The sequence below is a fragment of the Streptomyces sp. adm13(2018) genome, assembly GCF_008042145.1.
GTDB lineage: Bacteria > Actinomycetota > Actinomycetes > Streptomycetales > Streptomycetaceae > Streptomyces.
This window is the reverse complement of the sequence record NZ_RDBH01000140.1, coordinates 23,099-33,831: the sequence shown is the minus strand read 5'-3', so window position 1 is coordinate 33,831 and position 10,733 is coordinate 23,099. Positions and strand designations below refer to the sequence as shown.

General features: G+C 72.8%; 13 protein-coding genes and 2 pseudogenes. 5 read left to right on the top strand and 10 right to left on the bottom strand.

Going from position 1 to position 10,733, the window contains the following annotated elements:
• Positions 1-34: 34 nt before the first annotated feature.
• Positions 35-520, bottom strand: a complete 486-nt coding sequence (locus EAO70_RS27470) for an SRPBCC family protein (RefSeq protein ID WP_148005586.1) — start codon at positions 518-520, stop codon at positions 35-37.
• 147 nt (positions 521-667) lie between these two features.
• Between EAO70_RS27470 and EAO70_RS27465 the strand changes: the two genes are divergently transcribed.
• From EAO70_RS27465 to EAO70_RS27450, 4 genes and pseudogenes are all read left to right on the top strand, one after another.
• Positions 668-1,267, top strand: coding sequence for a PadR family transcriptional regulator (locus EAO70_RS27465; protein WP_148005585.1), 600 nt, complete (start codon positions 668-670; stop codon positions 1,265-1,267).
• A gap of 128 nt (positions 1,268-1,395) precedes the next feature.
• Positions 1,396-1,845 carry a peroxiredoxin gene (locus tag EAO70_RS27460; protein WP_148005584.1) on the top strand — a complete coding sequence of 150 codons (450 nt, stop codon included), beginning with the start codon at positions 1,396-1,398 and terminating at the stop codon, positions 1,843-1,845.
• Positions 1,846-2,020: 175 nt separating this feature from the next.
• Positions 2,021-2,416: an SHOCT domain-containing protein gene (locus EAO70_RS27455; RefSeq protein ID WP_148005583.1), complete on the top strand. Its 396-nt coding sequence runs from the start codon at positions 2,021-2,023 to the stop codon at positions 2,414-2,416.
• 16 nt (positions 2,417-2,432) lie between these two features.
• A pseudogene (locus EAO70_RS27450) lies at positions 2,433-3,030 on the top strand (hemin transporter); the annotation flags it as partial.
• Between the two features lie 230 nt (positions 3,031-3,260).
• On the opposite strand, the gene EAO70_RS27445 reads toward EAO70_RS27450, so the two are convergent.
• The 5 genes from EAO70_RS27445 to EAO70_RS27425 all read right to left on the bottom strand — a co-directional run bounded on the left by EAO70_RS27445 (position 3,261) and on the right by EAO70_RS27425 (position 8,237).
• A complete protein-coding gene (locus tag EAO70_RS27445) occupies positions 3,261-4,046 on the bottom strand; it encodes a polysaccharide deacetylase family protein (RefSeq protein WP_148005582.1) in 786 nt (261 codons plus the stop codon).
• A gap of 286 nt (positions 4,047-4,332) precedes the next feature.
• Entirely contained in the window at positions 4,333-4,710 is a 378-nt protein-coding gene (locus EAO70_RS27440; RefSeq protein ID WP_148005581.1) for a hypothetical protein, read from the bottom strand.
• Positions 4,711-4,828: 118 nt separating this feature from the next.
• Positions 4,829-6,376: an ATP-dependent DNA ligase gene (locus tag EAO70_RS27435; protein WP_148005580.1), complete on the bottom strand. Its 1,548-nt coding sequence runs from the start codon at positions 6,374-6,376 to the stop codon at positions 4,829-4,831.
• Positions 6,377-6,575: 199 nt separating this feature from the next.
• Positions 6,576-7,661: a DUF6397 family protein gene (locus EAO70_RS27430; protein WP_148005579.1), complete on the bottom strand. Its 1,086-nt coding sequence runs from the start codon at positions 7,659-7,661 to the stop codon at positions 6,576-6,578.
• 162 nt (positions 7,662-7,823) lie between these two features.
• Positions 7,824-8,237 carry a roadblock/LC7 domain-containing protein gene (locus EAO70_RS27425; protein WP_148005578.1) on the bottom strand — a complete coding sequence of 138 codons (414 nt, stop codon included), beginning with the start codon at positions 8,235-8,237 and terminating at the stop codon, positions 7,824-7,826.
• 175 nt (positions 8,238-8,412) lie between these two features.
• Between EAO70_RS27425 and EAO70_RS27420 the strand changes: the two genes are divergently transcribed.
• Positions 8,413-8,838: a PPOX class F420-dependent oxidoreductase gene (locus EAO70_RS27420; protein WP_148005577.1), complete on the top strand. Its 426-nt coding sequence runs from the start codon at positions 8,413-8,415 to the stop codon at positions 8,836-8,838.
• Positions 8,839-8,909: 71 nt separating this feature from the next.
• Here EAO70_RS27420 and EAO70_RS27415 read toward each other — a convergent pair whose 3' ends face one another.
• The 4 genes and pseudogenes from EAO70_RS27415 to EAO70_RS27400 all read right to left on the bottom strand — a co-directional run.
• Positions 8,910-9,548 carry a GTP-binding protein gene (locus EAO70_RS27415; RefSeq protein ID WP_148005576.1) on the bottom strand — a complete coding sequence of 213 codons (639 nt, stop codon included), beginning with the start codon at positions 9,546-9,548 and terminating at the stop codon, positions 8,910-8,912.
• Entirely contained in the window at positions 9,529-9,942 is a 414-nt protein-coding gene (locus EAO70_RS27410; protein WP_148005575.1) for a DUF742 domain-containing protein, read from the bottom strand. The genes EAO70_RS27415 and EAO70_RS27410 overlap by 20 nt, the downstream gene beginning before the upstream one ends.
• 14 nt (positions 9,943-9,956) lie before the next feature.
• Positions 9,957-10,391: a roadblock/LC7 domain-containing protein gene (locus EAO70_RS27405; RefSeq protein ID WP_148005656.1), complete on the bottom strand. Its 435-nt coding sequence runs from the start codon at positions 10,389-10,391 to the stop codon at positions 9,957-9,959.
• Positions 10,388-10,733, bottom strand: a pseudogene (locus EAO70_RS27400) (hypothetical protein); the annotation flags it as partial. The pseudogene EAO70_RS27400 and the gene EAO70_RS27405, both read right to left, overlap by 4 nt.

Below are 10,733 nucleotides of genomic sequence, written 5' to 3'. Positions count from 1 at the left end.
GCCGTGGATGCGGCAGCAGGGGCGTGCGGGCGGGTCAGCGGGGCGGTTCCGGTAGCTCCTCGCCCGTCTCCAGGAGGGACTTGAGGCTGGAGATCAGGGCGGGCCACCCTTCGCCGATCATCCCTTTCATCAGGCCGTCGGGGGCCAGGTCGCCGTGGGAGACGGTGAGTCTGACCGTGTCGCCCGAGGGCTCGATCAGGAAGGTCACCCTGGACCGGGGCTCCCGGGCGAGCCGCTCGTACACCTCCGGGTCGAGGTGGACGGCCTCCGCCCAGGCCGGGGTGAAGGTGTGCCAGGTGTAGGAGAGGAGCCGGCCTGGCTCGGCCGCCAGCACGACCTGCTCGGGGTCGGCGGTGCGGCGTCCGGTCTCGTCCCAGACCATGGGGGCGCCCGGGGTCCAGTCGCTCTCGAAGGCGACGCCCCAGTACCGGCGGGTGGAGGCCGGGTCCGTGAGCGCCTTCCAGAGTTCGTCCGGGGTGGTCCGGATGTAGGTGGTGTAGACAAACGTGTGGCTGTCCATCGCGCTGCCCCTCGGCTCTGCCGTCCCCCGCCTCCAGCCTAGGCAGGCGCCGGACGGACGTGCCAGCGTAGGACCCCCGTCCGACCCGGGGAGCGCCGGTTGAATAGGTGCGGAGGAAACTATTCAACGTGCTGCTAGCGTGTCGGAATGTCGCTCAAGCACGCCGTCCTCGCAGCTCTCCTGGAGGGCGAGGCATCCGGATACGACCTTGCCAAGATCTTCGACGTGTCCGTCGCCAACTTCTGGGCCGCCACCCCCCAGCAGCTCTACCGCGAGCTGGACAAGCTCGCCGAGGCCGGTCTGATCACGGCGCGCGTGGTCGAGCAGGAACGGCGTCCCAACAAGCGGATGTTCAGCCTGACGGAGCCGGGGCTTCGGGATCTGGCCGCGTACACGTCCGCGCCCCCGCGCCCCAGTGCCGTACGGGACGAGCTGCTGGTCCAGGTGCAGGCGTGCGACGGCGGCGACAGCGCGGCCGTGCGCGGTTTCGTGGCGCAGCGGATGGAGGCGTCCCGGGCGAAGCTGGCCCGCTACGACCGCCTGCGGGAGCGGATGCTCGACGGACGGGACGAGGAGACGTACCTCGACGAGGCGGAGCGCATCGGCCCGTACCTCACGCTGATGCGCGGCCGGTTCTTCGAGGAGGAGAACCTGCGGTGGGGCGAGCGCGCGCTCGCCGTGCTCGACCGGCGCGCGCGGGCCGGCCGGGGCACCGCCGCCGTGGCGCCCGCGGTGCCCCGGGCCTGACCCGGGGGTCCGGGAACGCGGCGCGGGTTCGCACGAGGGTGACGGCGCCTTCTACCGTGCGGTAACGTCACCGGCCGACTACCGGAGGCACCGGTGGTGACGTACGTACGGATCGGGGACGGGCCTCTATGAACGTCGGTGACCTCGTCGAGGACTTCAGCCTTCCGGACGAGACGGGGGCCGACCGCTCCCTGAGCGGCCTGCTGGCCGACGGTCCGGTCGTGCTCTTCTTCTACCCGGCGGCGCTCACCCCCGGTTGCACCGCCGAGGCCTGCCACTTCCGGGACCTCGCCGCCGAGTTCCGCGCCGTCGGCGCGACTCCCGTGGCCATCAGTACGGACCCGGTGGAGCGTCAGCTGGAGTTCGCCGAGCGGCACTCCCTCGGCTATCCCCTGCTCTCGGACCCGGACGGCGCCGTGCGGGAACGGTTCGGTGTGAAGCGCGGGTTCTCGCTGGCGCCGACGAAGCGGGTGACGTTCGTGATCGGCCAGGACCGGCGGGTACGGGAGGTCGTCCGCAGCGAACTGCGCATGAGCGCCCACGCGGACCGCGCGCTCGCCGCCCTGCGCGGCGCCTGAGGGTCGTCCCCGGCCTCGCCCGGAGGGCCCGTACCGCGCGGCGCGGGCCCTCCATGGGACCACGCCGCGGGCTGTCGCGCACGCGGGACGGCCACGACGTGCGCGGGCGGCGGGGCTGGGTGAGACTCGCTCCATGCCCGGCTTCCCGGCCGGTGCGGGAACGGAGTGCGCCGGTATGGACGACTACCCTCTCCTGAACGTGTTCTGGACCATGCTGTGGTTCTTCCTCTGGATCATGTGGCTGTTCCTGCTCTTCAAGGTGATCACCGACATCTTCCGGGACCACTCGCTGCACGGCTGGGCCAAGGCCGGCTGGCTGATCTTCTGCATCCTCCTCCCGTATCTCGGCGTGCTGGTCTACGTGATCGCCCGGGGCAGGAGCATGGGCGAGCGCGACATCAAGCAGGCCAAGGACAGCGAGGCCGCCTTCCAGGACTACATCCGCAAGGCCGCGGGCAAGGAGGGCGGTGGCGGCGCCACCGAGCAACTGGCCCGGCTGGCGGAGCTGAAGGACAAGGGCGCCATCACGCCCGAGGAGTTCGACAAGGCGAAGGCCAAGGTCCTGGCCTGACGGCCGGGACGGGCACAATGTCCAGGTGCCGCTGCCCGACGGCGCACGGCAGATCCGTCAGTACAGCCTGTCCGCCGCACCCGGCCGGTCGCAGTGGCGGATCACCGTCAAGCGGCTCGCCGGGGAGCCGGCCGGCGAGGTCTCCTCCTGGCTGCACGAATGGGCTCGCGCGGGCGACGCGCTGAGGGTCTCGGCGCCGTTCGGCTACCTCGTCCTGCCCGAGGGCGAGAGCCCGCTGCTGCTCGCCTCCGCCGGAACCGGCAGCACCCCGATGCCGGCGATGCTCGACCACCACCTGGCGGCCACGGATTCGACCCGGCCGGTCGTCGTCGTCCACGCCGACCGCGCCCCCGAGACCCACGCACACGCCGCCGCACTGCGAAAGCTCGTGGCGGCACTGCCCGGGGGAACACTGCACCTCTGGTACGAGGAGCCGGGCGACTCCGGAGCCCGGACGGGTCGCGCCGACGTCACGGCGCTCGACCTGCCGGCCGGGGTCACGGCGTACCTCGGCGGGCCGCTCCCCTTCCTCCGTGCGGGCCGCGGTGACCTGCTCGGCAGGGGGCGTCCCGGCCGCCGACGTCCACGACGAGGTCTTCGGCCCCGACCTGTGACTGGGCCGCGAGAACTGAGGGGGGGAACGACAGAGCCCCGGTTGGACGGGGGATTCCAACCGGGGCCGTACTGCCGTGACGCGAAGGGCGGTCACCTCTTGGGGGGGGACCTTGGGGACCGGGCCCCTTCGGTGTCACATAGGTAAGAACGGTCGGCGTTTCCTGAATGTTCCGAGGGTTCCCTTCTGGGCGGTGTGAGTCACCTCACCCGGTTTCGGGTGCCTCTCCGGTCAGTCCTTCTCGGGGCGGTAGACGGCGCCGGGCTCGGCCTTGCCCGGGGCCAGCAGCTCGGGGACGGTCACGAAGGTGAAGCCCCGCCGCTTGAGCTCGTCGATGATGGAGGGGACGGCCGGGACCGTTCCGTCGTAGATGTCGTGGAGCAGGATGATCCCGTCACCGTGCGCCTGTTCGAGCACGCGCTGCCGTATGAGGGCGGAGTCGGTGGTGGAGTAGTCCTTGGCGGTGATGCTCCACAGCACCTGGGCGAGTCCGAGTTCGCGGCTGACGTCGGACACGGTTCCGTCGGTACGGCCCTGCGGCGGGCGCATGAGGGTGGGCTTTCGGCCGGTGATCTTCTCGACGGCGTCCTGGGTGCGGGACAGCTCGTCGCGTATCTCGGACTCGTCGAGGTCGGTCAGGATCCGGTGGGTCCACGTGTGGTTCGCGACCTCGTGCCCCTCGTCGGCGATCCGCTTGACCACCTTCGGGTAACGGTCGACGTGCTTGCTGCCGAGCAGGAAGAAGGTCGCGGGGACCTGCTTCTCCTTGAGGACGTCGAGGAGGCGGGGCGTGTCCTTGCCGGGCCCGGCGTCGAAGGTCAGCGCGATGCACTTGACCTTGGCGCAGTCCACGCGGCGGGCGGAGGAGCCCGCCTTGTCGTCCGATCCGCCCTCCCCGCGGGCGTCCTGCGGGGTGACGGTGTCGACCCCGCAGCCCCCGAGCGTGAGCATCAGTGATGCCGCGGCGATCAGGGCGGTGGCCGTCCCCCTGCGTCGGCCCAGCCTGGATCGGAACATGATGGAACCCGCTTTCCCCGGTGCCGTCTTCGATACCGCCGGCAACCGCCTGGTCAGGACGGTTCGCACGACAGATCGAGAACTCTACACACGGTGTATAGCGGGGAAGGCAGGGGGGTCCCCCACCTGCTCGAATGCCGGGCAGGGGAGGGCAAGCGAGGGCCGGAGAGGACGGGCGGAGGCAGGCGGACACAGCTCGACCCCGGACGGCAGGGGGCGCCCGGCGGACGCAGCTCAACCCCGGACGGCGCCCGTCCGCTCCGTCCGGGGAGTCACCGCCTCCGGCTCAGCGGGAGGCCAGCAGCAGCCGGGCCTCGGTCTCCTGATCACCGGAGACGGACTGCTGGGACTGGATGTCGAATCCGGCGGCGAGCACCTTCTCCACCTCGTTGACGGCGTGGTAGCCGCCGCTGAGCGTGGCCCCGACCGGTGAGGACAGCCGGGTGGGGGTCACCTCCCGGCGCCGCCCGCCGGCGGTGTCGAAGGTGGCCGTCCAGACCGTGGGGGACGGCCCTGAATCCGCCTGGGGCCCGGGGGCCTCCGTGTCCTCCCGCTCGTAGAAGCCGCCGAGGACGCCGAAGACGGACTGCGCGTCCTCGCGGCTGCAGCCACTGAGCTGCACGGTCACGTCGGTGTCGATGTGCAGGTCGTACACGTCGCTCATCTCCTCGCGGCCCGCCGGTCTCACTCGTGGCACTCCGCGCTCGCCGGCCGGCGCTCGTCGGGCCACGTCTCCAGGATCCCTCGCGGGGCGCCTTCCCGCGAGGGTCGCCGCCCTCCGCTCACGCGCCGCCGATGATCCCCTCGACGGTGTCGGCCTCGGAGGCCGGCTTGTCGGGGCGGTGACGGAGCACGCGGGCGAAGCGCAGCGTGACGCCGCCGGGGTAGCGGGTCGAGGCCTGGAGACCGTCGTAGGCGATCTCGACGACCAGCTCGGGCCGCACGCGCACGGTGAACCCGTCGTCCTCCACGGCGAGTTCACCCAGCCGCTCGGTCTGCCAGCGCAGCATCGCGTCGGTGAGGCCCTTGAAGGTCTTCCCCAGCATCACGAAGCCGCCGTCAGCCGCCCGCGCGCCGAGATGGAGGTTGGAGAGCAGCCCGGTCCTGCGCCCGTGCCCCCGCTCCACGGCGAGCACGACGAGGTCCACGGTGTGGACGGGCTTCACCTTCAACCAGGTACGCCCTCGGCGGCCAGCCACGTAGGGCGCGTCGAGACCTTTGACCAGGACGCCCTCGTGGCCCCTGGCCAGCGTCTCGGCGAAGAACCGCTCGGCCGCCTCCACCTGCACGGGATCGGCGGGGTCGGTCACGACGAGGCGGCGGACCCGGCGGTCCTCCGGAAGCAGCCGGGCGAGGACCGCGTGCCGCTCCCGGCCCGGTCGGTCGATCAGCCCTTCGCCGTCGACCGCGAGCACGTCGAAGAAGACGGGTGTGAGCGGGAGCGTGGCGTGCGCGCCGACGACGTCGGTACGTGAGCCGACCCGGGAGGCGATCGACTGGAACGCCACGGGGCGCCCGGTCCCGGGATCGAGCGCGATCACCTCGCCGTCCAGGATGAAACCGTCGGCCGGCACCGCGCGGACGGCCTCGACCACTTCGGGCAGCCGGGCGGTGATGTCGTCGAGGGAGCGGGTGTGGACCCTGACCTCGTCGCCGTACCGGTGGACCTGGACGCGGATGCCATCGAGCTTCTCCTCCACGACACAGGGCCCGAGATCGCCGATCGCCTCGGTCACGGAGGAGGCGGTATGGGCGAGCATCGGCTGCACGGGGTTCCCGACGCGCAGGGTGAAGCGGTCGAGCGCGGCGGCGCCGTCGGCGAGCACCGCCTGGGCGACCGGGGGGAGCGAGCCTTCCAGCATCACGGCACGCCGCAGCTCGGCCGAGGGCACGCCGGCCGCCTGGGCGACGCCCTCCAGAGCGACGGCGTCGAGGGCGCCCTGCCGCACCTCCCCGGTGAGCAGCCGCAACAACAACTCCTGTTCAGCATCGATGGCGGCGGCGAACAGCGCGTGGACCAGTCGCGTCCGCGCGGCCCGGGATCCCGCCCCGGAGACCGCCGCGAGGTCCCCCATCGTGCGGTCGACGCGCTCCAGGGTGAGCCCGGGCTCGTCGGCGGGCGGCACGGCGGGTGGGGCGACCTCCTTGAGGACGCTCCAGCCGACCCCGATCCGGCCCTGCGGGAGCCGTCCCGAGAGGTAGGCGATGACGAGGGGACTCTCCTCGGGCTCGGCCTCCACGAACAACTCGGCGAGGAGACGGATCTTGCGCGAGCGCGCGGACTCGGCGGCGACCTGCCGGGACACGTCGGCGACACGGGCGAGCAGCATGGCCCCATCCTCCCCAGACCGAGCCCCCACCGCACGCCACGCGTCGCCGTCGGGGGCAGAAGCGCGCCGGGACCACAGGCGTCGCGACCGGTACAGCGCCGGGAACGGTACCGCGTCATGGCCGGTACGACGTCACGTCGGCCGGTAGGCGCCGGGGCCGTAGGCAGTATGGCCGATACGGCATCAGGGCCGATACTCGTCACGGCCAGGACACCGGGCGCTTCCGTCCGCGCCCGCGCCCGCCGCCCGTCCTCCTGCGCCGGAGCCGGGCGAGGAGCCCGGCACGGGCCGCCGCCCGGCTCGGCGGCCGCTCGATCGCGGCCGCCCGCACCGCCGGAACGAGAACGGGCCCCGGCGGGGTCGACGGCCGTGGCGGCGCGGACTCGGCCGGCGAGGGAGGCGGTCCGGGCGGAAGAGAGGGCGCCGCCCTCAGGACCGGCCGTCGGGGCGTGCGCCTGCGCACCGGCACCCACGGCTCCGGCGACTCCTCGCGCTCCCGTCCGGGGCCCGCGTCGCCCGGATGGGGCGCCGGCCCCCTGGTGCGAGCCTCGTCGAGCGCGAGCGCGAGGCTCAACCGGTGCCAGAGGATCTCGTCCGGGTCGTCGGCCCGCGCGAGCCGCTCGGCGATGTCGCGGGCCGGCGCCCGCACCGGCGTTCCCGGCGGCTCCGGCGGGCGGAGCCGGTCGAGGTGGGCGCGCTCGTACGGGTCGTCGACGACCTCGGCGACCTGGACGGGGTCGAGCATGGAGGCCATGGCGGCGGCCTGCGCCCAGGGATCGTCCGTGGCACGGAGCAGCACGCCCAGCCGCCGCGCCCGCCAGTTCCGCGGCCTCAGGTCCTCCTGGGCGGCGAGCCGTTCCCGCAGTTCCAGCGGCAGCCGCCCGGTGAGCAGTGCCGGGCAGGTGCGGCCGAGTGCGGCGACATCCTCCGCGAGGTACGTCCAGACCACCGCCCGGTAGCGGTTCAGGGAGAACCGGACGGGGCTCACGTGCCCCGTCCGGGCGAGCCGGGTGAAGCGCTCAGGTGAGATCTCCAGGAGCGCCGCCGCGTCCGCCGTGCCGATCGCGTGCACCCGGTCGCGGAGGCCGGCGGGGAAGTCGGGTGCGGCCTTGAGCCGGTCGAGCTCGTCCCGCTCGACCCGCCGTCGGCCGCTCTCCCCCGCCGGCACGGTCCTCACCAGGCCCAGCTGGATCGCGAGCCGGAACTCGTCCCGGCCCAGCTCCAGTTCCTGTGCGGCCCGCCCCGGTGTCACCGTCACCGAGCGCGCCCCTTCGTCCACCGCCATGCCGCGGCCCTCCCCCGTACGTCCGTGGTTCTCCGTGTCGCGAGCCGCTTCGGCCCGGCACCAAGAACGTAACGCGGAGTGACGATGCCCGCACTGCCTGTGGACAACCGCCTGTGGACAACCTCCGTCCGACGGCCCGGTCGGTCAGGACGGTGAGAACGGTCAGAACAGGCCGCCCTCCGGGTGCCCCGGCTGCCGGGCCGCCACGCCGAGGTGCTCGCCGACGCGGTTCACCAGCAGCGTCATCTCGTAGGCCACCTGACCGACGTCCGCCTCCGCCGCGCTCAGGACGCAGAGGCAGCTGCCCTCGCCCGCCGCGGTCACGAAGAGGAGAGCCTCGTCGAACTCCACCATCGTCTGGCGCGCCCGGCCGGCCCTGAAGTGCCGGCCGGATCCCCGGGCCAGGCTGTGCAGACCGGAGGAGACGGCTGCCAGGTGCTCGGCGTCCTCACGGACGAGTCCGCTGCTCGCGCCGGTCACGAGGCCGTCGTTCGACAGCACGAGCGCGTGCCGTATGAACCCGACCCGCTGCGTCAGGTCGTCGAGCAGCCAGTCCAGTCCCTTGTCCAACGCCATCAGTGGTCCTCCCCCTGGGTGGTGCGTCCCGGTGCCCCGGCTGTCCCGTGGTCCCGTCCCGCAGTGGTCCGCCGTATCGCCGCAAGCCTTACGCACTGTCGTGAACAGGGCAAGCACCGCACCACGCTCGCGCGTGCCGACTGCGCCGTGCCCGCGGGTGGCGCAGGATGGGGGCATGACGAGGATGACGGACGATCAGTGGCGGACCTTCGTGTCCGAGGGGACCCGTACCGGCAAGCTGGCGACCGTGCGCACGGACGGAAGTCCGCACGTGGTGCCGATCTGGTTCCTGCTGGACGGGGACGACGTCGTGTTCAACACGGGCAAGGACACGGTGAAGGGCCGCAACCTCGCGCGCGACGGACGGGTCTCGCTGTGCGTCGACGACGACGCTCCGCCGTTCGCCTTCGTCTCGCTCAGCGGACGTGCCGAACTGAGCGAGGAGCCGGCGGAGTTGCGTCGCTGGGCCGGCCTCATCGGCGCCCGCTACATGGGAGAGGACCGGGCCGACGAGTTCGGGGCGCGCAACGGGGTGCCGGGCGAACTCCTCGTCCGGATGCGCATCGAGAAGGTCGTCGCCCAGGCCGGCGTGGCCGACTAGGCACGACCGGAGCCGGCTGGGGGGCCGCCTGGGCGGGACCGTGGCCGACGAGGGACGACCGCGAGGCGGCTCTAGCCGACCGTGCCGACCGCGTCCAGGAGCCGGGCCGTGTGCATGCGTCCGGCGTACTCGACGAGCCGGATGAGCACCTCCTTCCCGGAGTCCCGGTCGCGCGCGTCGCAGAGCACGACCGGGGTGCCACGGTCCAGGTCCAGTGCGCGGGAGACGTCGGCCGCGCCGTAGGTACGCGCGCCCGTGAAGCAGTTGACGGCCACCACGAACGGGATCTTCCGGTGCTCGAAGTAGTCGACGGCCGGGAAGCAGTCCTCAAGCCGTCGGGTGTCCGCGAGTACGACGGCCCCGAGGGCTCCCTGGGACAGCTCGTCCCACAGGAACCAGAACCGGTCCTGGCCGGGGGTCCCGAAGAGGTACAGGGAGAGCCCTGAGCGGATGGTGATGCGGCCGAAGTCCATCGCGACGGTCGTGGTGGTCTTCTGGTCGACTCCCCCGGTGTCGTCGACCGACTCCCCGGCCCGGCTGAGCCGTTCCTCGGTACGGAGCGGCCGGATCTCGCTGACCGCGCCGACGAGCGTGGTCTTGCCGACGCCGAATCCGCCGGCGACCAGGATCTTCAGGGCGAGGGCGGTGCTGTCCGAACCGCCGTCCCCGCCGTCGTCCGCGCCGGTGCTCTCAGAGCGCTCGTAGGCCATCGATTACTTCCCTCAGGATTCTCTCGTCCGGGAGCTGTGCGGGCGGTACGGGTCGGCTGACGCGTACGAAGCCCGATTCGAGGAGGTCGCCCAGGAGGACCCGGACGACGCCGACGGGCAGGTCGGCGTCGGCGGAGAGTTCGGCGACGGACTGGGTCTCGGCCCGGCACAGGGCGAGCAGAGACCGGTGTTCGGGACCGAGGAGGGACTCCTCGGCCGGTCCTGGCGGATCGTCGTCCACGACGACGAGGGCGATGAGGTCGAACCGTACGTTGCTGGGCCCGGGCCTGGTACGGCCGCCGGTCATCGCGTACGGACGCACGAGCGGTCCGGCGTCGGCGTCGTACCACTGACTGCCCGGCATGGACGGGCCGCCGGCGCTCTCCTCGTTCATGGGACTTCTCCGGGTCAGCCGGCGGCCGGCGGGGTCACGGTGAGCCGCGGCGGGGTGTGCAGGTGCTCGCCGACGCGTTTGACGAGGCGGGCCATCTCGTAGGCGATGAGGCCGATGTCGGCGCTCACCGAGCTGAGGACGGCGAGGCAGGAGCCGTCCCCCGCCGAGGCGACGAAGAGGAAGCCGTCGTCCATCTCGACCAGGGTCTGGCGGACGCCGCCGGTCCCGAACTGCCGCCCGGCGCCCTTCGCGAGGCTGTTGAAGCCGGAGGCGATGGCCGCCAGATGCTCCGCGTCCTCGCGGCTGAGGCCGTTGGAGGACCCGACGGCGAGTCCGTCGTTGGAGAGCACCACGGTGTGGCGGACCTCGCGGACCCGCGTGACGAGGTCGTCGAGGAGCCAGTCGAGCTCACCGGACCGGTGGTGGGAGATCCTCTCGTGGTCGATCATGACTGGTCTCCTTCGGAGCGGGGGTCGTCGAGGGGGATGGTGCCGGGACCGGCTTCGTGACCGGTGCCGGGACCGAGGGGACGCCTGCTGCCCGGGGCGGCGCCGCCGCCCCGCCGCCAGCCGTCGCGGTAGGCGGCCATCCGGTCCCGGACCACCTCGGGGGTCCGGGTCGCCGGGCCCGGATCGGCCGGCGGGGACAGCGGCGGCGGGGCGGGGGCCTCGCGCAGCTGGGGAACGAGGCTCGCCTGGCGTACCCGGCGGGGCAGTTCGCCCTCGGCGCCGTCGCCGTGTCCGGCGTGCCGGGGCCCGGCGGGTCCGGTGCCTCCCGCGCGCGTGCCGGGC

Bases quoted from the DNA above. Each gene is read 5' to 3' on its own strand.
- EAO70_RS27460 (WP_148005584.1), top strand. From the start codon at position 1,396: ATGAACGTCGGTGACCTCGTCGAGGACTTCAGCCTTCCGGACGAGACG.
- EAO70_RS27415 (WP_148005576.1), bottom strand. From the start codon at position 9,548: ATGGCCTACGAGCGCTCTGAGAGCACCGGCGCGGACGACGGCGGGGAC.
- EAO70_RS27435 (WP_148005580.1), bottom strand. From the start codon at position 6,376: ATGCTGCTCGCCCGTGTCGCCGACGTGTCCCGGCAGGTCGCCGCCGAG.
- EAO70_RS27445 (WP_148005582.1), bottom strand. From the start codon at position 4,046: ATGTTCCGATCCAGGCTGGGCCGACGCAGGGGGACGGCCACCGCCCTG.
- EAO70_RS27470 (WP_148005586.1), bottom strand. From the start codon at position 520: ATGGACAGCCACACGTTTGTCTACACCACCTACATCCGGACCACCCCG.
- EAO70_RS27425 (WP_148005578.1), bottom strand. From the start codon at position 8,237: ATGGCGTTGGACAAGGGACTGGACTGGCTGCTCGACGACCTGACGCAG.
- EAO70_RS27420 (WP_148005577.1), top strand. From the start codon at position 8,413: ATGACGAGGATGACGGACGATCAGTGGCGGACCTTCGTGTCCGAGGGG.
- EAO70_RS27465 (WP_148005585.1), top strand. From the start codon at position 668: ATGTCGCTCAAGCACGCCGTCCTCGCAGCTCTCCTGGAGGGCGAGGCA.
- EAO70_RS27410 (WP_148005575.1), bottom strand. From the start codon at position 9,942: ATGAACGAGGAGAGCGCCGGCGGCCCGTCCATGCCGGGCAGTCAGTGG.
- EAO70_RS27440 (WP_148005581.1), bottom strand. From the start codon at position 4,710: ATGAGCGACGTGTACGACCTGCACATCGACACCGACGTGACCGTGCAG.
- EAO70_RS27430 (WP_148005579.1), bottom strand. From the start codon at position 7,661: ATGGCGGTGGACGAAGGGGCGCGCTCGGTGACGGTGACACCGGGGCGG.
- EAO70_RS27455 (WP_148005583.1), top strand. From the start codon at position 2,021: ATGGACGACTACCCTCTCCTGAACGTGTTCTGGACCATGCTGTGGTTC.
- EAO70_RS27405 (WP_148005656.1), bottom strand. From the start codon at position 10,391: ATGATCGACCACGAGAGGATCTCCCACCACCGGTCCGGTGAGCTCGAC.